This window comes from Pradoshia sp. TA40_28 (genome assembly GCF_059694525.1).
Map to the genome: position 1 here is coordinate 34,983 of NZ_JCATZO010000006.1, position 21,724 is coordinate 56,706.

General features: G+C 36.6%; 25 protein-coding genes. 7 read left to right on the forward strand and 18 right to left on the reverse strand.

Annotated features, from left to right (window positions below):
* Positions 1-94 precede the first annotated feature (94 nt).
* Positions 95-1,426 (reverse strand): PhoH family protein, encoded by a 1,332-nt coding sequence (locus tag AC58NB_RS09460; RefSeq protein WP_497426797.1) that lies wholly within the window; start codon positions 1,424-1,426, stop codon positions 95-97.
* Positions 1,427-1,796: 370 nt separating this feature from the next.
* Here AC58NB_RS09460 and AC58NB_RS09465 point away from each other — a divergent pair, with 370 nt between their 5' ends.
* Positions 1,797-1,997 (forward strand): YlaI family protein, encoded by a 201-nt coding sequence (locus AC58NB_RS09465; protein WP_497426581.1) that lies wholly within the window; start codon positions 1,797-1,799, stop codon positions 1,995-1,997.
* A 108-nt stretch (positions 1,998-2,105) separates the two neighbouring features.
* Here the strand turns inward: AC58NB_RS09465 and AC58NB_RS09470 are convergent, their stop codons facing one another.
* The 3 genes from AC58NB_RS09470 to typA are packed head-to-tail and all read right to left on the reverse strand — an operon-like array spanning position 2,106 to position 4,600.
* Positions 2,106-2,396 carry a hypothetical protein gene (locus AC58NB_RS09470; RefSeq protein WP_497426582.1) on the reverse strand — a complete coding sequence of 97 codons (291 nt, stop codon included), beginning with the start codon at positions 2,394-2,396 and terminating at the stop codon, positions 2,106-2,108.
* Between the two features lie 11 nt (positions 2,397-2,407).
* Entirely contained in the window at positions 2,408-2,728 is a 321-nt protein-coding gene (locus tag AC58NB_RS09475) for a YlaH-like family protein (protein WP_497426583.1), read from the reverse strand.
* A 33-nt stretch (positions 2,729-2,761) separates the two neighbouring features.
* Complete coding sequence (gene typA / locus AC58NB_RS09480; protein ID WP_497426584.1) at positions 2,762-4,600, reverse strand: translational GTPase TypA; 1,839 nt, start codon at positions 4,598-4,600, stop codon at positions 2,762-2,764.
* A 120-nt stretch (positions 4,601-4,720) separates the two neighbouring features.
* Here typA and AC58NB_RS09485 point away from each other — a divergent pair, with 120 nt between their 5' ends.
* Positions 4,721-4,897 carry a DUF5325 family protein gene (locus AC58NB_RS09485; protein ID WP_497426585.1) on the forward strand — a complete coding sequence of 59 codons (177 nt, stop codon included), beginning with the start codon at positions 4,721-4,723 and terminating at the stop codon, positions 4,895-4,897.
* Between the two features lie 80 nt (positions 4,898-4,977).
* Here the strand turns inward: AC58NB_RS09485 and AC58NB_RS09490 are convergent, their stop codons facing one another.
* Together AC58NB_RS09490 and AC58NB_RS09495 are read right to left on the reverse strand one after the other, a co-directional pair.
* Entirely contained in the window at positions 4,978-5,778 is an 801-nt protein-coding gene (locus AC58NB_RS09490) for an inositol monophosphatase family protein (protein ID WP_497426586.1), read from the reverse strand.
* 154 nt (positions 5,779-5,932) lie between these two features.
* Positions 5,933-6,130, reverse strand: a complete 198-nt coding sequence (locus AC58NB_RS09495) for a YkzI domain-containing protein (RefSeq protein WP_491076761.1) — start codon at positions 6,128-6,130, stop codon at positions 5,933-5,935.
* Positions 6,131-6,309: 179 nt separating this feature from the next.
* Here AC58NB_RS09495 and AC58NB_RS09500 point away from each other — a divergent pair, with 179 nt between their 5' ends.
* On the forward strand, positions 6,310-6,927 hold the full coding sequence (locus AC58NB_RS09500) for a DUF1054 domain-containing protein (protein WP_497426587.1): 618 nt from the start codon (positions 6,310-6,312) through the stop codon (positions 6,925-6,927).
* A 57-nt stretch (positions 6,928-6,984) separates the two neighbouring features.
* Here the strand turns inward: AC58NB_RS09500 and AC58NB_RS09505 are convergent, their stop codons facing one another.
* The 4 genes from AC58NB_RS09505 to AC58NB_RS09520 all read right to left on the reverse strand — a co-directional run bounded on the left by AC58NB_RS09505 (position 6,985) and on the right by AC58NB_RS09520 (position 8,025).
* The gene (locus tag AC58NB_RS09505) at positions 6,985-7,257 is read right to left on the reverse strand and encodes a UPF0223 family protein (protein ID WP_497426588.1); all 273 of its coding nucleotides are present in this window, start codon (positions 7,255-7,257) and stop codon (positions 6,985-6,987) included.
* Between the two features lie 12 nt (positions 7,258-7,269).
* A complete protein-coding gene (locus tag AC58NB_RS09510) occupies positions 7,270-7,488 on the reverse strand; it encodes a hypothetical protein (protein WP_497426589.1) in 219 nt (72 codons plus the stop codon).
* A gap of 61 nt (positions 7,489-7,549) precedes the next feature.
* The gene (locus tag AC58NB_RS09515; RefSeq protein WP_497426590.1) at positions 7,550-7,687 is read right to left on the reverse strand and encodes a hypothetical protein; all 138 of its coding nucleotides are present in this window, start codon (positions 7,685-7,687) and stop codon (positions 7,550-7,552) included.
* A 224-nt stretch (positions 7,688-7,911) separates the two neighbouring features.
* On the reverse strand, positions 7,912-8,025 hold the full coding sequence (locus AC58NB_RS09520) for a GapA-binding peptide SR1P (RefSeq protein WP_497426591.1): 114 nt from the start codon (positions 8,023-8,025) through the stop codon (positions 7,912-7,914).
* 349 nt (positions 8,026-8,374) lie between these two features.
* Here AC58NB_RS09520 and AC58NB_RS09525 point away from each other — a divergent pair, with 349 nt between their 5' ends.
* A complete protein-coding gene (locus AC58NB_RS09525; RefSeq protein ID WP_497426592.1) occupies positions 8,375-8,809 on the forward strand; it encodes a DUF1885 family protein in 435 nt (144 codons plus the stop codon).
* A 191-nt stretch (positions 8,810-9,000) separates the two neighbouring features.
* Here the strand turns inward: AC58NB_RS09525 and AC58NB_RS09530 are convergent, their stop codons facing one another.
* From AC58NB_RS09530 to AC58NB_RS09555, 6 genes are all read right to left on the reverse strand, one after another.
* Positions 9,001-9,828 carry a polysaccharide deacetylase family protein gene (locus AC58NB_RS09530; protein ID WP_497426593.1) on the reverse strand — a complete coding sequence of 276 codons (828 nt, stop codon included), beginning with the start codon at positions 9,826-9,828 and terminating at the stop codon, positions 9,001-9,003.
* A 118-nt stretch (positions 9,829-9,946) separates the two neighbouring features.
* Positions 9,947-11,353, reverse strand: coding sequence for a dihydrolipoyl dehydrogenase (lpdA, locus tag AC58NB_RS09535; protein WP_497426594.1), 1,407 nt, complete (start codon positions 11,351-11,353; stop codon positions 9,947-9,949).
* A 3-nt stretch (positions 11,354-11,356) separates the two neighbouring features.
* Positions 11,357-12,679 (reverse strand): dihydrolipoamide acetyltransferase family protein, encoded by a 1,323-nt coding sequence (locus AC58NB_RS09540; RefSeq protein ID WP_497426595.1) that lies wholly within the window; start codon positions 12,677-12,679, stop codon positions 11,357-11,359.
* Between the two features lie 84 nt (positions 12,680-12,763).
* Positions 12,764-13,741 carry an alpha-ketoacid dehydrogenase subunit beta gene (locus AC58NB_RS09545; RefSeq protein ID WP_497426596.1) on the reverse strand — a complete coding sequence of 326 codons (978 nt, stop codon included), beginning with the start codon at positions 13,739-13,741 and terminating at the stop codon, positions 12,764-12,766.
* A 3-nt stretch (positions 13,742-13,744) separates the two neighbouring features.
* A complete protein-coding gene (gene pdhA / locus AC58NB_RS09550; RefSeq protein WP_497426597.1) occupies positions 13,745-14,860 on the reverse strand; it encodes a pyruvate dehydrogenase (acetyl-transferring) E1 component subunit alpha in 1,116 nt (371 codons plus the stop codon).
* A 498-nt stretch (positions 14,861-15,358) separates the two neighbouring features.
* Complete coding sequence (locus AC58NB_RS09555) at positions 15,359-16,045, reverse strand: YkyA family protein (RefSeq protein ID WP_497426598.1); 687 nt, start codon at positions 16,043-16,045, stop codon at positions 15,359-15,361.
* 305 nt (positions 16,046-16,350) lie between these two features.
* Between AC58NB_RS09555 and def the strand changes: the two genes are divergently transcribed.
* Entirely contained in the window at positions 16,351-16,905 is a 555-nt protein-coding gene (gene def, locus AC58NB_RS09560; protein WP_497426599.1) for a peptide deformylase, read from the forward strand.
* Between the two features lie 24 nt (positions 16,906-16,929).
* On the opposite strand, the gene AC58NB_RS09565 is transcribed toward def, so the two are convergent.
* The gene (locus AC58NB_RS09565; RefSeq protein WP_497426798.1) at positions 16,930-17,703 is read right to left on the reverse strand and encodes a Cof-type HAD-IIB family hydrolase; all 774 of its coding nucleotides are present in this window, start codon (positions 17,701-17,703) and stop codon (positions 16,930-16,932) included.
* A gap of 688 nt (positions 17,704-18,391) precedes the next feature.
* Here AC58NB_RS09565 and AC58NB_RS09570 point away from each other — a divergent pair.
* Both AC58NB_RS09570 and rnjA read left to right on the forward strand, forming a co-directional pair.
* Positions 18,392-18,604 carry a DNA-dependent RNA polymerase subunit epsilon gene (locus AC58NB_RS09570; protein ID WP_497426600.1) on the forward strand — a complete coding sequence of 71 codons (213 nt, stop codon included), beginning with the start codon at positions 18,392-18,394 and terminating at the stop codon, positions 18,602-18,604.
* A 3-nt stretch (positions 18,605-18,607) separates the two neighbouring features.
* Positions 18,608-20,275 carry a ribonuclease J1 gene (gene rnjA, locus AC58NB_RS09575; RefSeq protein ID WP_497426601.1) on the forward strand — a complete coding sequence of 556 codons (1,668 nt, stop codon included), beginning with the start codon at positions 18,608-18,610 and terminating at the stop codon, positions 20,273-20,275.
* A 44-nt stretch (positions 20,276-20,319) separates the two neighbouring features.
* On the opposite strand, the gene AC58NB_RS09580 is transcribed toward rnjA, so the two are convergent.
* The gene (locus AC58NB_RS09580) at positions 20,320-21,315 is read right to left on the reverse strand and encodes a cytochrome d ubiquinol oxidase subunit II (protein WP_497426602.1); all 996 of its coding nucleotides are present in this window, start codon (positions 21,313-21,315) and stop codon (positions 20,320-20,322) included.
* Positions 21,316-21,724: the final 409 nt, after the last annotated feature.

Genomic DNA, 21,724 nt, shown 5'->3' on the forward strand with positions numbered 1-21,724 from the left:
TATCGTTTAGTGAGGCAAATGAAGTGTAAGCAACTGATTTTAGTCCACCTCTGATAATTATATAGCGATTTATAAAATTGTTCTTAGTCTATTTTTACAATAAATCAGCCGCCAATTGAGCTAAACCGGACCGCTCTCCTTTCACTAAATTCACATGGCCGGCGATGGCTTCATTCTTAAACTTTTCCAGAACATACGTCAGTCCATTATTCCATTCATCTAAATATGGATGATCAATTTGGGCAGGGTCCCCAACGAGAATAATTTTACTGCGTTCACCCACACGTGTCAGAATCGTTTTTACTTCATGTTTAGTAAGATTCTGAGCTTCATCCATAATAATAAAACTATCCGGCAAACTGCGTCCTCTTATATACGTTAACGCTTCCACCTCAATGGAATGAAGTCCAGCAAGGATTGAATCCAACTCCCCTGGTTTCTTTGTGTTAAATAAAAATTCAAGATTATCATAGATTGGCTGCATCCACGGACGTAATTTTTCTTCTTTTTCACCCGGAAGAAACCCTAAGTCCTTCCCCATTGGTACAATTGGCCTTGCAACTAGTAATTTATTATAATCTCCTAAATCCTCCGTTTGCAGCAACCCTGATGCCAGTGCCAATAATGTTTTCCCAGTTCCTGCTTTTCCTGTCAAGGTGACTAATTGGATGTCACTTCTTAACAATAACTCGATGGCCATATGCTGTTGCACATTTCGCGGCTTTATCCCCCATATGTGTTCCTGGTTATATCGCAGCTTTTTTATCTTTTTGTCATGGCCACTTATCATACCCAAAGCAGATAGTGAACTTATTTCTGCAGACTTTAAAATGACAAATTGATTCAAAAAAGTAGGATTCGTTTGATCTGCAGGGATGGCGATTTCTCCCTTTGAATAAAAATCGTTCATGACCTCACGAGAAACAAAAATTTCGATAAATCCAGCATACATCTGATTTTCATGAATAACACGGTCACTTAAAAAATCCTCTGCCAAAAGTCCAAGTACATCAGCTTTTACCCGCATCAAGATATCTTTACTTACAAGTATTACATTCCGTCCATTTTCTTTGACCTGTTCTTCCATAGACAAATTTTTTGCAATGGCCAATATACGATTATCATTTGTCTTTTCCGCAAAATATTCCGCTACGTTTCGAGGGGAACGATGATTCATCTCAATTCTTAAATTCCCGCCATTAGATAAAGGAATTTTATGATGGAGTTTCCCTTTTGAACGCAATTGATCAATAAGCCTGGAAACATAGCGGGCATTTTTCCCTACTTCATCCAAGTTGCGTTTCTTAGAATCAAGTTCCTCCAATACCACTGCGGGAATAACTACCTCATTGTCCTGGAATGAATAAATCGACATTGGATCCTGCAATAATACATTCGTATCTAGAACATAGATTTTACTCAATATATATCCTCCTGGCCATGGTTTCATTTATTCTTCCTAGCTTGTTAGATATGTTTTTTTATCATTTAGAATTTCAGTACCAAACATAAGCAGGTCACATTCTTGCTCTAGATTTTAATCTGCTTTTAGCTAAGTGAAATTCTCGTATAAGCAGGACAATCTGATGCTCAAATATATGTATTTACATACAAAAATAGAAGAAAACAACACATTAACTTAAAAATGTTTATAGATTCTTAGGAATGAATACTAAAAACACCCAAGCTTACCTTTCCAATTAATCTCCAAGCACCCATCCCTTCTAAGAACGTGTGTATCGATGATTCTAATATGGTATAATTACCATACATGCAATAGATTGGGGTGTGTTTTCATGCGAGTTAAATGTGTAATCTGTGATAAAATCGAATCAATTGAAGATGAAACGCTAATGGCCAAACGGCTCAGAAATCGTCCAATTCATACATATATGTGTCAGGAATGCAGTAAACGTATCGAAGAACGAACAAATGAAAGAAAGAGCACAGGTAATTTCAGAATCTATCGAACCATAAAAGAGGATGAGACATGGTAAGGGTAGGGTAATACTACATCGGTCTTCATTTAGGATTGAATGCTAGCTTTCAACTCCCTAACAAATAAACAAAAAAACAGAGAAGATGCATGCATCTTCTCTGTTTTTTTATTCTAATGGATAATTACGGTAATGTTCAGGGTTTTGGAGGATTTGATTTAACATTACCTCAACCATATCCTCCGGAAACCTAAACTCCTTAACAGCCCCTTCTACTTTATAAGAGACTGTATACCATTCATCACTTTTTTTATAGCTATAGTCTGTTAATCCAAACTTCTCCTGCAAGGTATGTTCAAACCAGAGGACTGTTTCATTCGCTGCGGTATCTTCAGGCCGGTGATCCATAACAACTTTTATCGTTAACCAATTATAGATTGCATCCTGAACAGAGTTCATTTGAACACCTCTTATTCCGCTTTGACCTCGTTTTTCATTTCCTTATGGAGCCTATATTTGTATAATCCGAGAAAAACAGCAGCGACTACTAGTACTTCTGCTAACGGAAGGAATAGCGCTAAAAAGGTTAAGAAACTGCAGCCAAGAGCCATAATTGCATAAACAACAATGCTTTGACCAAGGCTTAATTTTCTGGCAAACCCAAGCTTATAAACAATCCCGCAAAGTACTACAATCGTCAAATAAAGAGCCCATACCCCTATTCGTGAATACTCTGGGTCTCCTATCCGATACAATTCTGCAAAGAACGGCAGGTTATTTGTAATATCCACTATAAAACGCTCCCTCTCCCCAAAGGTAATGGTTTATTCAGCGAATTTCTTTTTCTTAGATGCTTTCTCACGTTCGTTTTTGTCGAGGATCTTTTTACGTAAACGAATCGATTCTGGTGTTACTTCGCAGTATTCATCATCATTTAAGTATTCCAATGCTTCTTCAAGTGACATGATTCTAGGTTTTTTCATGGTAACAGTATTATCTTTTGTAGCAGAACGAACATTCGTCTGTTGTTTAGCACGAACGATATTGACAGTTAAGTCATTTTCACGGTTATGTTCCCCAACAATCATACCTTCATAAATTTCAGTACCCGGTTCAACAAAAATAACACCGCGGTCTTCAATTTGAATGATACCGTATTGAGTAGCTTTACCAGTCTCTATGGATACAAGCACACCTTGTCTTCTTCCACCAACTTGACCTGATTGCATTGGTTGATAAGAATCAAATGTGTGGTTCAAAATACCATATCCACGTGTTAGGGTTAAGAATTCAGTTGTATACCCGATTAATCCACGGGAAGGAACATTGAATACTAGACGCACTTGCCCACTTCCGTTATTAACCATATCAAGCATTTCGCCTTTTCTTTCACCTAATGATTCCATGATGGCACCTGTGTATTCTTCAGGAATATCAACTTGCACGCGTTCCACAGGTTCACATTTAACACCATCAATTACACGGATAATTACTTCAGGCTTAGATACTTGAAGCTCATACCCTTCACGGCGCATATTTTCAATAAGAATGGATAAGTGTAACTCACCGCGTCCGGAAACAATCCAAGCATCCGGAGAATCAGTAGGGTCCACACGCAAACTTACATCTGTTTGTAGCTGGCTCATTAACCGTTCTTCTATTTTACGGGAAGTAACCCATTTACCTTCTCTACCTGCAAATGGACTGTTGTTTACAACAAATGTCATTTGTAATGTAGGCTCATCTATACGTAAAACTGGAAGTGGTTCCTGAGCATCAACTGGGCAAACCGTTTCCCCAACGTTGATGTCTTCCATACCGCTGACAGCAATCAAATCACCCGGTAATGCTTCTTCAACTTCCACTCGTTTCAATCCTTGGAAGCCGAATATTTTAGTTACACGGAAATTCTTCGCCGTTCCATCAAGTTTCATTAGGGATACTTGTTGGCCGACTTTCATTGTGCCACGGAACACACGTCCGATTCCAATTCTTCCTAAATAATCACTATAATCAAGTAAAGCAACCTGGAATTGCAACGGCTCTTCACGATTGTCTACAGGGGATGGAATATTTTCTACGATAGATTCGAATAAACACTCCATATTTTCTTCCTGATCAGCCACATCAGGGCTTAAAGAAGCCGTACCATTAATTGCTGATGCATAAACAACAGGGAATTCCAATTGTTCTTCCGTTGCATCCAATTCAATAAATAAATCAATTACTTCATCAATTACTTCTGCCGGACGGGCAAAATCACGGTCAATTTTGTTTACAACAACAATTGGCGTAAGTTTTTGCTCTAATGCTTTTTTCAGTACAAAACGCGTTTGCGGCATGCAGCCTTCATACGCATCAACGATTAATAGAACACCGTCAACCATTTTCATGATACGTTCTACTTCTCCGCCGAAATCTGCGTGTCCAGGTGTATCTAAAATGTTAATACGTGTATCTTTATAGTTAACGGCAGTATTTTTAGCTAAAATGGTAATACCGCGCTCTCTTTCAAGATCATTTGAATCCATTGCTCTTTCGGCAACTTGTTCATTAGAACGGAATGTACCTGCTTGTTTTAACAATTGGTCAACCAAAGTTGTTTTACCATGGTCAACGTGAGCGATAATCGCTATATTTTTGACGTCGTTTCTGTATTGCAAACTATTTCAACTCCCAGATTTTATGCATATCGTAATCAACCTTTTCATTATACCATACTGAAACTAGAAAGCTTCTATCGTATTGTGTACAATGAATATGAAGATTGGGGTGATCTACATATGAATATTAAAATTATATTTTTACTGCTAGCAGTTCTCGCTGTGGCAAGTTTATGCGGAATTGCTATATCCATCGCTGAAGGCAGTGTATTGGCCATCTCCATGTGCTTAGTAGTTTTTATCGGCATTATGGGCAGCGGCTTTACACTAAAAAAACGTTGGAGCGAAAAACTATAAGCAGCTTTAACTAAAAAATTTTATCGCAATATTATGTTTTATGCAACAAAAAAGCATCATACTCTGATGCTTTTTCACTTTTATGGTCTTTTGGATGATAAATACTCTTCAATAATTACTCTATGCAAAGCTGGCGTTCCCACCAATAATGAACTCTTTTTAAGAAAATGGATAGGATTTCCTTCTAAATCTGTCACTTTTCCACCCAACTCTTCAACGAGTACGGCTCCACCCGCAAAATCCCAAGGCGCTAATCTCATAGATATATAAGCGTTCATTCTACCCGTAGCAACATACGCTATCTCAAGGGCAGCTGATCCATATGATCGTGTACCCCTTACATCTTTAACCAGTCTTCCCATTAAATTTTTATCAATTTTTTTATTATCCGTCAGCCAAATTGGATTTAAACCAATGATGGATTCAAGGAGTGGTACTTCCTTTATCTTTGGAATCTCTTTGTCATTAAGGAAAGCTCCTTCTCCTTTAATACAGTGATACAATTCATCATGAACAACATCATATATAAGTCCAATTTGGCCAATACCATCTTCTATTATACCTATTGAGATGGCAAAGTTTCTTTGCTGATGAACAAAATTCATTGTTCCATCGATTGGATCAATAATCCACACAACACCATCCAATGACTGCATATCATGGCCTGATCCTTCTTCTCCAAGGATTTGATGAGAAGGAAAATGTTTCGCTATTTTTTCTTTAAAAAACTGTTCTATTTCCGTATCCATATTTGTTACTAAATCGTTTACATTGGATTTCGTGTTAATATCTAAAATCGATTCAAATGAATCGATTATTTTTGCTCCTGCCTCTTTAACCCATTGAACCGCCATATCATGAATGTTATGAAGATTTGTCATTTCTCCCACCCCAATTAAAAATCTTTCTTTTAGTATGTATATAAATTCCAGTTTAATCCTAAAAGATTTAAATAACAAGAAAAGACGAACATCTTGAACGAGAACATGCAGTTCGCCTTAATCATTGTGAAATTCACCCAAACTACAAATAATATTAAAGTGCTTTTAAGCGTAAAAGTTCTTTTCGGATTCTCTCAAGCTTTTGTTTTGAACGACTTTTCTGTTTTTCATCCTCATGCTCCATTGCCTCAAATAAGGTAGCCAATTCATAATCAAGTTCCATTCTCAGAACAGCTTTCCGATGTTTCTCTACTTCTTGGGCTTTCAATTTGTGATTAACTACCTGTTTCATAAAAATCCTCTCCTTGAAAATATTTTAAGAAAATTCAGAAATCTAATGATATTTTTTACTATATTATGTTCTTAATGAATTATTGCAACCAAAATAGACAAGCGCCCAATTCTTTATGCATTATGTTATTTATCCTTCTCATCCTTATGCTAAAATAAGATTGAATAGGAGGTAAGAATATGATAATAAAAGGTTTTACAGATGAAGACTTTAATGTGTTTACAATAGATGGCCTCGACCAACGAATGGACGCAATCAAAACCATAATACGCCCCAAATTTGAAACATTGAGTCAAATTTTCACAGAAGAATTATCTGTTTTAACAAAGGATCCAATGTATCCGCATATTGCAAAGCATGCTCGCCGTACGATTAACCCACCTAATGATACCTGGATATCATTTTCATCTAATCCACGAGGTTATAAAATGCAGCCTCATTTTCAGATTGGTCTGTGGGAAACCCATTTATTTATCTGGTATGCTGTAATTTATGAAGCTAAAGATAAAGAGAAAAAAGGTCAACGACTGGCCAGCCAAACTGAATCGATAAAAGATCTTATTCCTTCTGACTATGTTTGGTCTCTTGATCACATGAAACCAGATGTGATTCCTCATAGTACACTATCATTAGATAACTTGAACGATATGTTTAATCGTTTACAGTCCGTAAAGAAAGCTGAACTATTATGTGGGTATCAAATACCTCGTGAAGAAGCGGTTAAGCTCTCCGGCGATCAATTAGTTGAGATCATCCGTGATGTATTTGTACATTTAATACCCCTGTACAATGTCTAATAAACTCGAAAAAAACATTAACCCACTTTAGCACTATGCAAAGCGGGTTAATGTTTTTTACTTCATTTTTATAAAAGCTTCAGCTGAATTGTTTTTAGCTCTTTTAATTGCTTGATATGCAGAGTATCCACTCACTTCTTCAAACTCATTGCATACTTTCTTTTCCTCGGATTTAGATGGAACAATCTGCTTAAATTCATTGTAGTGTTTCATCAATTGATCCCTATCCATTCCTTGTTCATAAACTTTTTCGATTGCTTGAAAAAACGCAATAACTTTTACGATTTCGTCAGTTGACCATTCAAAATCAATTGGATATTGATAATCCATATGTATCACCTCTTATGTTGTAATTGTTTGCCAACGTTCCCTTACAAGTTCCGCTTCTGCTAGCATTCTACTGAATAATTGTTTTACTGTAGGCTCATCCTTAATTATACCAACAACTTGTCCCGCCCATCCGAAACCAGCTTCTGAATCTCCATTATATACAAATGCTTTATTTCTTTCACCACTAATATAATTCTTTAATTCCTCATATGTATGTTTAGTATTCTCCATCCCAATGATAATATCCGTTTAAGGACTATGTAAAGCATGCCTAGGAGCACCCAATCTCTTTTTAATTACTACCGTATCTTTTTTTAGAACTATCTATGATCAATTGTTTATAAGCAGCATGAGCAAGCCTGCATTCTTTTGTGGCAACGAATCTTATTCCAATCTCAATACCTTCTGCGCCGAGGGCCATTGTGGCCATCCAACCTCTGCCATCCCAATCCCTCCGACTGCGATAACCGGTATCTAACTTCCTTTTACTTCAGCAATCTTTATCATTAATTTACCATATATTCCAAATGAACGAAGAGTGATAAAGAAAAAAGACAACCCTAAAAAATCAAAGGGTTGTCATAACTTAAGTTTATTCTTATAGTTCTTGAAATTAAGATAGATAGTTGAAATGAACTGGTTATTGGACCACGTCTACTCTTGCTCACAACTGTTGCAATCAGTGCATGTTGCATACAATACTGTTACTTTTTCATCTTCATAGTGCTCAATTGTATTGTTGCATCCTGTACATACGATTGTACCCATTCATTTCATCTCCTTTGCTAAATGTAAACACCTTCCATGAAAGCGTTTTTATTCCATAAATTAATAATAGTATAACTCAATTAATATTTCAAGCCTAAATTGTATAACACATTAAAAATATTAGGTTTAATTATCTTCAAATATTTCCCTTATGGAATAAGATGACTAAATAGACCTCTGTTTTTGCTTCTTTTACTTTCCTTCTATAAAACTCATATTTTTCCCTCTCTTTTAAAATGAAAATTAAGCAAAAAGCATATACTAGAAGACCGATTTCATTCGTTTTTCTGAATATCCATTTTCAGGAAAAGCAAACGAATAAAAAATAAATTCATTCAGGGAGGTTATTATGTCTTTATCAACATTTATAAAAATAAAGGACGGATCGTTAAAAAAGGATATCTCGATTGAGGATATTAAAGAATTAATCAATCAGTATAAACGCTCCCTCTCTCAGACTTCCAAACAATTAGCATGGGATTATCACAAACACACCTTTCCTTATGTCTTGAAAGAAACGGATGAAGGCAAATCACAATGGTTTTACTTGCACTCCGAGGAGAAAGATTATCATATTATGGCGATTGGTGTTGACTATGAACATTCAGAAGCACCTGAGGGCATAAAGAAAAGAACTCCTTATATCCAAATCAACTTATCTAAGCACTCAACAAATGGAGATAAATCAAAAGCGAATGAATTAGCCAAATTCTTATCCAAAAAATTAAAAGGAGAGCTCCATTTATTTAACGGAAGGATAATCCATTATAATCTAATAAAATAACTGCTATTAAGATTACCTAACTCTCATTTCACGATAAAAATCACGTTTTGGCAGGTTAACGGCTCATACATTCTATGATGCAACAAACTCTCTAAAACACTAAGCATTTCCGCTTAACCAGACCAGATATATATAAAGAAAAAGCAGCCAACAGGATCGTGGCTGCAAATTTTTATATAGGATGCAAATTTTTAAAAAGACTTAATTTCGCGAGAATTAACTATTGTATACCCTTGTGCCCGTAAGCCTTCAATTAACTCAGGCAAAGCTTCTTTAGTCCATTTACGGTCATGGAGAAGTAAGTTTGCTCCAGGATATAACTCTTTACTGGTGAGCATTATTTTTACCAAGGCATCTTTATTCTGATATTGTTTTTCCCAATCATATCCAATGGTCCAGTTCATTAACTGCATATTTTCATCCTTGGCAATTTGCTTGGAGAAATCTGTATTCGCTCCAAATGGTGCCCTAAAGAATCTCGGCCGTTCACCGGTTATCTCTTCGACCATATCATTCACCTTAATGATTTCTTCTCTTTGTTTCTCTTCATCTAAATCCGGAAGAGAAGCATGGCTATATGTATGGTTTCCAATTTCAAAGCCCATATCATATATTTGTTTTAACACCCTTTTTTTATCATCTGATTCCAGAAAGCGTCCATTCACAAAAAATATAGCAGATGCATCCATTTCTTTTAATTTGTTTGCCATCTCTAGACTGTACTGATCTGGTGCATCATCAATGGTGAGCAGTGCAATTTTTTTATTTCCTCCATCAATGGGTTCAATCTTCCAATTCGTTTGATTAACTTGATAGATTGGAGTAACTTGTTCTGATGGTTTCACTGTCTCTTTGACGAATCCTTCCTTCATTTCCGCTTTATTATTTACAGGCTTTGTAACTTGTTCTGATGGCACAGCTTCAGAGCTTTTCTTTGGCTTATCTTCTGCTAAATTATCCTCATTGCCGCACCCGGAAAGTAAAAGGATGGCCGCTAACAATCCTATTCCAAATTTCATGAAATTCCACCTTTCGATAATAATTACTATTTTCTACCTATATTTTACCACTATCTCTCGACATAATAAAACACCCCCTCTCCAAATGGAGAAGGGGTGTGAACACTTATTTTAGTTATTAAATGATGTGGATCGGGCTTCCCATCGCAACTTCAGCTGCTTCCATTGTGATTTCTCCCAATGTAGGGTGAGCGTGAATTGTCATTGCAATATCTTCAGCAGTCATACCTGCTTCGATTGCAAGGCCAAGCTCAGCGATCATGTCAGAAGCACCAGGGCCAGCAATTTGCGCACCTATTACTAGTCCATCTTCTTTACGTGTAATTAACTTCATGAATCCTTCAGCAGCATTCAAGGCTAAAGCACGTCCATTTGCAGCAAATGGGAATTTAGAAGCAACGATATCTAAACCTTCATCTTTACCTTGTTGCTCAGTATAACCCACTGTAGCAAGTTCAGGCTCAGAGAATACCACTGCTGGAATTCCAAGATAATCGATTTCTGCAGCATGACCGGAAATAACTTCAGCCGCAATCTTACCTTCGTAAGAAGCTTTATGAGCTAATTGAGGTCCAGAAATGATATCGCCAATTGCAAAAATGTTATTTACAGATGTACGGCATTGTTTATCAGTTTTAATGAAGCCTCTTTCATCTAATTCAATACCAACTTGTTCTAAACCAAGTTCATCTGTATTCGGTTTTCTACCAACTGTTACTAATAGATACTCAGCTTCAACTTTTTTATCTTCGCCTTTTTCTTCATAAGTAACCACTACGCCATTTTCTGTCTCTTCAACGCCTTTAGCTTTAACTTTAGTGAAGATATCAACATCTTTCTTCTTCAAGTTACGTTTAACGATAGAAGACATTGGTTTTTCAAATGCAGCTAAAATTTCATCCATACCTTCTAAAATGGTTACTTTAGTACCGAAGTTAGCATATACAGAACCTAGCTCAACACCAATTACGCCGCCACCGATGATAGCCATGCTCTCTGGAATATGATCAAGGTTTAAAGCACCAGTTGAATGGATAACACGATCAGAATATTTGAAAGCAGGTAATTCGATCGGTCTTGAACCAGTTGCAATAATAGCGTTTTTGAATGTATACGTTTGAGCGCTATTTTCAGTCATAACGCGGATGTTATTAGCATCTACAAAGTAAGCTTCACCTTTAACGATATCCACTTTGTTACCTTTAAGTAATCCGCCAACACCGCTTGTTAATTTGTCTACTACAGTACCTTTCCAGGCTTGAACTTTAGAGAAATCTACTTTTACGTTTTCCGCAGTAATACCAAGATCTTCAGAATGTTTGGCATCATGATAACGATGTCCTGCTGTGATTAACGCTTTGGATGGAATACATCCAACGTTCAAACATACACCGCCAAGGTTTCCTTTTTCGACGATTGTTACTTTTTGTCCAAGCTGAGCAGCACGGATTGCCGCTACGTATCCTCCCGGACCAGCACCAATTACTATAGTATCTGTTTCAATTGGGAAATCTCCAACTACCATGTCTTATCCCTCCATTAATAATAATTCTGGGTCATTTAATAGGCGTTTAATATGATTTAAAGCATTTTGGCCAGTAGCTCCGTCAATCATACGGTGGTCAAAGCTTAAAGATAATGATAATACTGGTGCAGCTACAATTTCACCATCACGTACGATTGGCTTTTCAGCAATACGGCCGATACCAAGGATCGCAACTTCTGGATGGTTGATAACAGGTGTGAACCATTGTCCGCCAGCAGAACCGATATTGGAAATCGTGCAAGAAGCACCTTTCATTTCGTTAGCAGCTAATTTCCCATCACGAGCTTTTCCAGCAAGTGTGTTGATTTCGTTAGAGATAGCAAACATAGATTTACGATCTGCATCTTTAACTACAGGTACAAGAAGTCCTTTTTCAGTATCAGCTGCAATACCGATATTGTAATAATGTTTATGGATAATTTCTTGTGTTGCATCATCAAGAGATGTATTTAATGCTGGGAACTCTCTTAATGCACTTGTCAAAGCTTTTACAACATAAGGAAGGAACGTTAATTTAACGCCTTTTTCAGCTGCAACTTCTTTGAATTTCTTTCTGTGAGCAACCAATTTAGTCACATCTACTTCGTCCATTAATGTAACGTGTGGTGCAGTGTGTTTAGAGTTAACCATTGCTTTAGAAATAGCTTTACGGATTCCACTCATTTTTTCACGAGTTTCAGGATATTCTCCTTCTGGAATAGCAGTCGCAGCTGGCTTAGCAGCTGGCTCTGTAGCTGTTTCTTTAACAGGCGCACTTTCTTGTCCACCGTTCATAAACGCTTGGATATCTTCTTTCAATACACGTCCATTTTTACCTGTACCTGTAACTTTGTGAATATCTACGCCGTTTTCTCTTGCAAATTTTCTTACAGATGGCATAGCGATGACACGATCATTAGAAGTTTCTTCCGTTTGCGGTTGAGAACCTGCACCAGTTGGATTATCTGAGTTTGCTGGAGCAGCTGCCTCTTTCTTAAGATCTTGTCCGCTTTCTAATGTAGACTGAACTTGAGCTTCTGTTTTTTCTTCCCCATGCTCGTCACCTTTAAATTGTACATCTTCATAGCCTGGTGCATCAAATGTTACAAGAACATCGCCCACAACCGCTACAGTACCTTCTTCAACTAATACTTCTTGAACAGTACCTTCTACTGGAGATGGGATTTCAACAACAGATTTGTCATTTTGTACTTCACAAAGTACGTCATCCTCTTGTACTTTATCACCTGGTTTAATAAACCATTTTACGATTTCACCTTCGTGTATACCTTCGCCGATATCCGGGAGTTTAAATTTAAAAGCCATAGCTTTTCATCCTCCTCTTTCTTTTCAGTTTTTAAAGTTATGTTGTGTTAGTCAGGAAATGCCACAAGAGCATTTCCTATTATGTTAAAATTCTAAAACTTTTTTTGCAGTTTCAAGTATATCTTTATGATTTGGCAACCATACAGGCTCAGCTTGAGAGAATGCAAATACTGTATCAGGTGCAGTTACACGCAATACTGGTGCTTCCAGACTAAGAATGGCACGGTCATTAATTTCAGCAACAACCTGTGCAGCAATACCTGCTTGTTTTTGTGCTTCTTGAACGACAATTGCGCGTCCTGTTTTTTCAACAGATGCAATAATAGTCTCAATATCAAGCGGGCTGATTGTTCTTAAATCAACTACTTCAGCAGAAACGCCTTCTTTTTCAAGTTGCTCTGCAGCTTTAATAGATTCTTGAACCATTGCACCATAAGTAATAATCGAAAGATCTGTACCTTCTCTTTTCACATCAGCTTTACCAAGTGGAATTGTATATTCGCCTTCTGGCACTTCTTGACGGAATGAACGGTACAATTTCATGTGTTCCAAGAAAATAACCGGATCGTTATCACGGATTGATGAGATTAATAAACCTTTCGCATCGTAAGGTGTTGATGGGATGACAACTTTTACACCTGGAGTTTGAGCCATTAAACCTTCAAGGCTGTCAGCATGCATCTCTGGTGTATGAACACCGCCACCAAAAGGTGAACGAATAGTGATCGGTGAAGTATATGAACCACCGGAACGGTATCTCATACGAGCCATTTGACCTGCAATGGAGTCCATAACTTCAAATACGAAGCCGAAAAATTGAATTTCAGGAACAGGACGGAATCCTTGTAGACCAAGTCCAATTGCCAATCCACCAATACCAGATTCAGCTAAAGGAGTGTCAAAGATGCGGTCTTCTCCAAATTCCTCTTGTAATCCTTCAGTAGCACGGAAGACACCACCGTTTACTCCTACGTCCTCACCAAAAACGAGAACTTTAGGATCATTACGCATTTCAGTACGCAATGCATCAGTGATGGCTTGAATCATCGTCATTTGGGCCATGGCTTATTTCGACTCCTTTTCTTTGTAAATTTCATATTGTTCTTCAAGGTTGTATGGAAGTTCTTCATACATATTCATGATTAAATCAGTTACTTTTTGTTTTGGCGTATTATCCGCTTCTTTAATAGCAACTTTAATATCTTCTTTTGCTTGTTCGATTACTTCATTTTCTTTCTCTTCACTCCACAATCCTTTTCCTTCAAGGAATTTACGGAAGCGAACAAGTGGATCTTTCTTTTCCCACTCATTATCAAGATCAGCTGTACGGTAACGTGTTGGATCGTCACCAGCCATTGTATGTGGACCATAACGGTAAGTTAAAGTTTCGATTAATGTAGGGCCTTCTCCGTTGATTGCTCTTTCACGTGCATCTTTAACAGCTGCATATACAGCCAATGGATCCATACCATCTACTTGAATACCAGGGATACCGGCAGCCAATGCTTTTTGTGCAATTGTTTTCGCAGCAGATTGTTTTTCAACTGGCGTAGAAATCGCAAAACGGTTATTCTGAACAATAAAGATTGCAGGAGCTTTAAATGCACCAGCAAAGTTAATTCCTTCATAGAAATCACCTTGAGAAGAACCACCGTCACCTGTATATGTAATCGCAACGGATTTCGCACCTTTTTTCTTCATACCAAGAGCAACACCGGCACATTGTACATATTGTGCACCAATGATGATTTGTGGTGAAATCACATTAACATCTTCAGGAATTTGGTTACCTGCAAAATGACCACGAGAGAACAAGAATGCTTGTGTCAATGGCAGTCCGTGCCAAATCATTTGTGGAACGTCACGATAACCAGGTAAAATGAAATCTTCTTTTTCCAAAGCGAATTGAGATGCCAATTGTGAAGCTTCTTGTCCAGCTGTTGGAGCATAGAAACCAAGACGACCTTGTCTATTCAAAGAGATAGAGCGTTGATCAAGAATACGAGTGTAAACCATTCTTCTCATTAATTCTTGAAGCTGTTCGTCGCTTAATTCAGGCATTGCTGATTTATTTACGACTTCTCCCTCTTCATTTAAAATTTGTAAAGTTTTGAACTGGTCGCTTACGCTTTCCAACTGCTTCTCTGCCTCAAAAAGGACTTTTTGTTGTTTAGAAGCCATAGGATTCACATCTTCCTTTCTATAAATGGTAAATATTCCATCTTTATATTATCATAATACCAGTTTTCCACATCTAACCATTAGAGAACTGTATTAGTTTTCTTTTGATAAAAAGTAGTACAACTGTATCAACGGTTACAGTTTACACGATTTAAATATTAGCCGTCAACTTAAAAGCTTTAAAGTATGTAAACATTTTCACAAACTTTACACAATACAAAACTGTTATATATTAATATGTTTTTATATTAATACAGAACGTGTAAGAAACCGCTTACTATAATGCGCTCTCTGTACTATAATCCCCCAAATTATTACGGACAAAACAATTGAAAGCACCAAGCACACAATAGAATAAATTGCATAAAACTAATAACCATTTCTAAATGATAATAAATATAATCATAAACGATACTTGATAAAAATCAATGGAGTTATTTACCTTAACAAAACCTACCAAAACTTTATCAACGCTTGGATTTCCAAAGAAAAAAGCCATCACTCTGGATGGCTCTTTTCTTGCTCTGAATCAACATCTAGTTTCGCACTTTTATAAAAAGCAATCTTTTTTTCGTTATATTGGTTCGTTAAATCATTGAATGTTTGATTTGATTTCATCAATGAATCATACGTTTCATTAATGGATTTAATCTTTTCTTCCAATTCATCTTTAGTTACATCCTCTTTCTTAAAGAGATTGTACAAATCATTTTCCTGCGTAAGACTCTTTGTATAATATTTATACAATTGATCATACTCATCAAACCTGCTTGTCATAAGATCCTTTAAATCCTTCGCTTCTGTTTGTAAAGATGCATCTTCCAATTTTTCTATTTGTCCATCCAAGTCTTTGAAGCGTTCTTTCGCTTTATCAATTGCAGCCTTTTCTTCCTTCATTAATTCTTGCCTTTTTTCTATCCCTTTGATTGCATCGTTAGACAAAATTTTGATTTCGTCCATTTCTTTCATTCCTAATTTTATGATTTTACCGTACAACTCATTATCTTCTTCTTCCAGCTTTTGAAGTGGCTTCTGTTGCTTTTCAAAGTCTTTTTCAATTGCTGCTACCTCTTCTAGCGTCTCATAAATATTCTCTTCCGGAGTACTTTTATTTAGACATCCTGTTAACGCAATCATTAACACGATTACCCCTGAAAGAATAGAGAACTTTTTAACATACTTCACAATAAACACTCCCATCCATTCCAACTTTACTATATCGAAATGGAAATATTTTGACAACACAAACAACCTAATCAGAAGAATTAATACCCATATAGGCTATTTTGTAATCTAAACAAGTTTAAAATCTTATTCCTAAACATATTAATCGATCTTAACCATTCAGGTTTCTTAACTGCTTTTTCAGGAAACAGGGTTATAAAATAATTTACATGTATGGTAAGATTGATGATGTCTTAATTAACTTTTTATTCAGGGTTTGATAGACTATATAGATAAATAAATGGATTGTTTTATGAGGTGAAATAATGATTACAATGGATGATATTATTAGAGAAGGACATCCGACGCTCCGAAAAAGAGCAGAGGAAGTACAAATTCCCCCTACAAAAGAGGACAAGGAGATTCTCAAAAGCTTAATGGAATATGTTCAAAACAGCCAGAACCCGGAAATAGCCGAAAAATATGGTTTGCGTGCTGGAGTAGGCTTAGCAGCTCCTCAAATTAATATTTCAAAAAGAATGATTGCCATTCACGCTACAGATGATAAAAATAAACTCCATAGCTATTGCCTCTTCAACCCAAAGATCATAAGCCATTCTGTTCAGAAAGCTTATTTAACAGCTGGAGAAGGATGTTTATCAGTCGATCGTTCCATACCTGGTTATGTACCTCGATACAATAAAGTGAAAGTACATGCCTATAATCTGGATGGAGAAGAAATTACTCTAAGATTAAGCGGTATGATGGCTATTATTATTCAGCATGAAATTGATCATTTAAACGGTGTTATGTTTTATGATCATATAAATCCTAAAGATCCATATGGCCATTTAGATAATGCTGTTGCCATTGATAAATAAAAACCGGTGAATATTCACCGGTTTTTATATGAGTTTTAATTCCTTTAATCCGTAATAGATTCCATCTGAATCGACATCTTTTGTAATAAAATCGGCTTCTTTTTTTAATATAGCCGCGCCGTTCCCCATAACTACACCTGTACCGGCCGCCTTTATCATTTCAAGATCATTCAATCCGTCTCCAAAAGCATAAACTTCATCCATTGAAAAACCTTTACGCTTAATCACATGTTCAATCCCTTTTGCCTTTGAACCGCCACTTGGTACAACATCCATTGAATATGGATGCCAGCGTATAAACTGAAGCTCCGGATAGTTTCCTTCATAAAGTGCTGTATGGTGTTCTTCACAAAATAACAACGCTTGGTATATTTCGTTATTCTTATAAAAGTCCACTTTCTCTTCAGGATGTGGAAAATGAAGAGTTCCCAAACTTTCTTCTATAAATGGATTGTGCACTGCATTAGCTTTCATCGTTTTTTCATTCATATAGACCATGGAATGCCCATTCGACTGACTGTCCCCTGTTAATTGTTCTAATTGAGATGGAGACAGTGGATTTTTATAAATCATTTCCTGTTCAAAGACGACATATTGACCATTAAAGCTGACAAAAGAATCTATCTCAAGTTCATCAAGAAGATGGCTGAACATAAAAGGTGCTCTCCCCGTTGCAATCGCAACATAGGTCCCATTTTTTTTCAGTAAATGGATCGCTTCCTTTGTAGAATCCGGTAATTTTTTTTCTGAATCCAAAAGTGTACCATCGATATCAAAAAATACAATTTTACCCATAATCATTTCCTCCCAGATGCGCAATACTATCTATATTAACAAATCATTCTTACCAACCATACTATCACAATAGACACCAAACCATTGCACGACAAATCTTCTTAGCCTAAAAGAAAAGCTCAGATTTGCCCTCTTCTTTGTAATCACTTATACAACCTAATAGAATTTTGCCGTTTATTCGGTGGCAAATTTCTACTTTTTCGACGGGAGTCATACTATTGTTAATAAATTACAATATAAGCTTATGCATACAAGCATATACTACATAGGAGTAGACAAAATAAATTTATTTTCAGAAAAGGGACTTACATTTAGCCAAGTATGTTTACCAAACGCGTAATAACCATTAAAATAAAAATAAAGGAGATGGTCAGCCATGTTAAAAAAGCTCAAAAAAAGGCTTCTTAAACAATGGAAAGACCTCATGGGCAGAAAATCAATTGCATAATTTTTTGAAAAGCCCTTCAAATATCCTTGCGGAGGGCTTATTCTATACGGTAAAGTAGATTACAGTCCTATTAGTGCAAGATGTTTAAACATGCAAATGTTAGGATATTTTCTTATAATAGAATTATTGAACGTTTTTATATTTACAGAAACACTAACTATCAATAGATAAGGTGGCCTGGTTGTTGCTCCTTGCCACCTCTTTATTTATAAATTTCACAAGAGTAAGTTAGGAGAGATTTACATGGTTTTTAAAGTTTTTTTTCAAGAAAATGCAGGTGAGACACCCGTTCGCGAAAATACTAAATCAGTATACGTTGAAGGGAACTCAGAAAGAGATGTTCGTCAAAAGTTGAAAAGCCTTCCATACAATGTTGAATTTGTTCAAGTTCTTAAAGATGAATATCTGGAATTTGAAAAAAGAAATCCGGATTTTCGTATTATGGAGATCGACTAATATATGAAATTTGTCAAAAACGACCAAACAGCTGTTTTCGCCCTCGGAGGGCTAGGCGAAATCGGCAAAAACACATACGGCATTCAATTCCAGGATGAAATCATTCTAATTGATGCCGGAATTAAGTTTCCGGAGGACGAATTGCTTGGAATTGACTATGTCATTCCTGATTATTCCTATCTCGTGAAAAATGCGGACAAGATCAAAGGTTTATTCATAACCCATGGACACGAAGATCATATTGGCGGGATCCCTTATTTGCTCAAGCAAGTGAATATTCCCCTTTATGGCGGTAAACTTGCTATTGGTTTAGTGAAGAAAAAATTAGAAGAGCACGGTTTACTGAGACAAGCCATTATCCATGAGATTAAAGAAGATGATTTAATTAAGTTCCGGAAAACTTCCGTCACTTTTTACCGTACTACTCACAGTATTCCAGATGCATTCGGGATTGTGGTAAAAACTCCACAGGGGAATATCGTACATACCGGTGATTTTAAGTTTGATTTCACACCGGTTGGAGAACCTGCCAATTTAACTAAAATGGCTGAAATCGGCAAAGAAGGCGTGCTTTGCCTTCTCTCAGACAGTACGAATAGCGAAATTCCTAATTTCACTATGTCTGAGCGCAAAGTAGGCGAAAGTATACATGATATATTCCGAAAAGTAGAAGGACGCATTATTTTCGCTACCTTTGCTTCAAATATTCATCGCCTGCAACAAGTTACAGAAGCAGCCGTACAAAACAACCGGAAAGTTGCTGTTTTTGGGCGCAGCATGGAAAATGCTATTGAGATAGGTCTTCAACTCGGCTATATCACAGCACCTAAAGAGACGTTTATTGATACACATCAACTAAACAGATTACCAGCAAACGAAGTAACAATCCTGTGTACAGGTTCACAAGGTGAGCCAATGGCCGCCTTATCCAGAATTGCAAATGGTACTCATAGACAGATTCAAATTAATCCTGGTGACACGGTTGTATTCTCTTCATCGCCTATTCCAGGAAACACAGTCAGTGTTTCACGTACAATTAATATGTTATTCCGTGCAGGAGCAGATGTCATTCATGGTCCTTTAAGCAATATTCATACATCCGGCCACGGTGGACAAGAAGAACAAAAATTAATGCTTCGACTAATGAAGCCTAAGTTCTTTATGCCAATTCACGGAGAATACCGTATGCAACGGACACATGTGCAAACAGCTGTGGATTGCGGAGTAAAAGAAGAAAATTGCTTCATTATGGATAATGGAGAAGTTCTCGCACTTACCCAGGATAGCGCTACAGTTGCCGGAAAGGTGCCTTCAGGGAATGTTTATATAGATGGAAGCGGAGTCGGGGACATTGGCAACATCGTCTTACGTGACCGTCGCATTCTATCTGAAGAAGGCCTTGTGATTGTAGTCGTAAGCATTAATATGAAAGAATTCAAAATTGCTGCCGGTCCAGATATCATTTCTCGCGGATTTGTCTATATGCGTGAATCAGGAGATTTGATTAACGAAGCCCAGCACCTGATCACACAGCATTTGAACAAGATCATGGCACGCAAAACTACACAGTGGTCTGAAATTAAAAACCAAGTGACAGATACATTGGGACCTTTCTTATACGAAAGGACAAAACGTCGTCCAATGATACTGCCTATTATAATGGAAGTGTAACAAACAAAAGAGCGAGTCCCTTTAAAAGGTGGGACTCGCTCTTTTCATTCTTCTTTTGTTCGAAATAGCATTTTATTAATCAACAATATAAACGGGATAAGCAGCACTAACCCAAAAAGCAATAAACTGCTTAAGGTTATCCATAAATAACGGCCATTAAATGAATCCAATGTAATAAATGGATCCAGAATATATGGAAGATGTGATATCCCATATCCGAAGAAAGCAAATAAAAATTGAAGTAACACAAATATAAAAGCTAAACCATGCCTTTTATTTTGAATAATTAAATATAATGCCGCGATAAAACAAAATAAAGATATGGCAAAAATCCACCAAATATCTAAGCCATTATTAAAATGCCGTAAATTATGGCCCCTGAGTGAAATCGTAGCTAAAACAACCGCAATCATAGTAGGAACACTCCAGAATAGAGCATATCCCCTAACCGTCAAACTAGCTTCCTTATCTTTTAACTTTTCCTTATAATACAGCAAGAATACTGCGCTTATAAATAAGACACTTACAATAGCCAGAAATACGACGCTCCAGGAGTAAGGGCTCAAGAATAATTTTTTGGCGAGCAAATATACTTGCTCCCCTTCCCTTTTAATAAAGCCTCCTTCTGATATCGTAAGTCCTATTGATAAAGAGGCTGGAATGAGGATACCCGTCGAAACGTATATGAATAAAAAAGACCAACTTGTTTTATTCCCTTGTTTGTACATGAAATGGGCAAAAAATCTGATAAGAACCAACAATAAAACAATTAACCCCGGTATAACTAGTGCCCTTCCAAAGTAATATAAGGTCGCCGGAAAAAATGCCATTAACCCTGCCACAAAGAAAACGAAGAAAACTATGGTAATATGCCAAAGCCTTGAATCATAATGACCTTTCCATTTAGAAATTCCCACCTGCTTTCCTTTAAAACGTCCATAATAGGTAAAAAAACCTACTCCAAACTCAATGGAAGCGATAATGACATATACATAAAGGAAGGACCATAATATCGTTATTGTCAGCAATTCAAAGCTCAAGATTACGACACCTCCTTTTTTATAGTTTAAACTCTATAGAATTATTTAGCGTACAAAAAGCGATCTTTCATGTATACCTCACCATGAAAGATACTTTTGTTAGCCCGTTGACAGTTTTAATCATAAGACTCTTGGATATAAAGGTGTATCGGATCTAACAATTTCTCACATATGCTAAATGATACATAATATGGTCCAAGGTATACAGTATTTACAATCGAACTTTTTGGAAAAATTCAAACGAATATAAAAGTTGCTATCACCTGCGTTTATTATAAACCTGAATAGACTAGTATGAAGGATACTCATGAGCACTTCTTCATAGGAAAATTCAAATGACTCTTTAATGATACCCTCTACTATCTCATTTTTCAAAATACTTTAAGTACTTAATATGATATGAATTATT

Coding starts and splice junctions, on each gene's coding strand:
- AC58NB_RS09465 (WP_497426581.1), top strand. CDS start 1,797: ATGCGAGTTAAATGTGTAATCTGTGATAAAATCGAATCAATTGAAGAT.
- AC58NB_RS09470 (WP_497426582.1), bottom strand. CDS start 2,396: ATGAACTCTGTTCAGGATGCAATCTATAATTGGTTAACGATAAAAGTT.
- AC58NB_RS09485 (WP_497426585.1), top strand. CDS start 4,721: ATGAATATTAAAATTATATTTTTACTGCTAGCAGTTCTCGCTGTGGCA.
- AC58NB_RS09490 (WP_497426586.1), bottom strand. CDS start 5,778: ATGACAAATCTTCATAACATTCATGATATGGCGGTTCAATGGGTTAAA.
- AC58NB_RS09495 (WP_491076761.1), bottom strand. CDS start 6,130: ATGAAACAGGTAGTTAATCACAAATTGAAAGCCCAAGAAGTAGAGAAA.
- AC58NB_RS09500 (WP_497426587.1), top strand. CDS start 6,310: ATGATAATAAAAGGTTTTACAGATGAAGACTTTAATGTGTTTACAATA.
- AC58NB_RS09505 (WP_497426588.1), bottom strand. CDS start 7,257: ATGGATTATCAATATCCAATTGATTTTGAATGGTCAACTGACGAAATC.
- AC58NB_RS09510 (WP_497426589.1), bottom strand. CDS start 7,488: ATGGAGAATACTAAACATACATATGAGGAATTAAAGAATTATATTAGT.
- AC58NB_RS09515 (WP_497426590.1), bottom strand. CDS start 7,687: ATGGCCACAATGGCCCTCGGCGCAGAAGGTATTGAGATTGGAATAAGA.
- AC58NB_RS09520 (WP_497426591.1), bottom strand. CDS start 8,025: ATGGGTACAATCGTATGTACAGGATGCAACAATACAATTGAGCACTAT.
- AC58NB_RS09525 (WP_497426592.1), top strand. CDS start 8,375: ATGTCTTTATCAACATTTATAAAAATAAAGGACGGATCGTTAAAAAAG.
- AC58NB_RS09530 (WP_497426593.1), bottom strand. CDS start 9,828: ATGAAATTTGGAATAGGATTGTTAGCGGCCATCCTTTTACTTTCCGGG.
- lpdA (WP_497426594.1), bottom strand. CDS start 11,353: ATGGTAGTTGGAGATTTCCCAATTGAAACAGATACTATAGTAATTGGT.
- AC58NB_RS09540 (WP_497426595.1), bottom strand. CDS start 12,679: ATGGCTTTTAAATTTAAACTCCCGGATATCGGCGAAGGTATACACGAA.
- AC58NB_RS09545 (WP_497426596.1), bottom strand. CDS start 13,741: ATGGCCCAAATGACGATGATTCAAGCCATCACTGATGCATTGCGTACT.
- pdhA (WP_497426597.1), bottom strand. CDS start 14,860: ATGGCTTCTAAACAACAAAAAGTCCTTTTTGAGGCAGAGAAGCAGTTG.
- def (WP_497426599.1), top strand. CDS start 16,351: ATGATTACAATGGATGATATTATTAGAGAAGGACATCCGACGCTCCGA.
- AC58NB_RS09570 (WP_497426600.1), top strand. CDS start 18,392: ATGGTTTTTAAAGTTTTTTTTCAAGAAAATGCAGGTGAGACACCCGTT.
- rnjA (WP_497426601.1), top strand. CDS start 18,608: ATGAAATTTGTCAAAAACGACCAAACAGCTGTTTTCGCCCTCGGAGGG.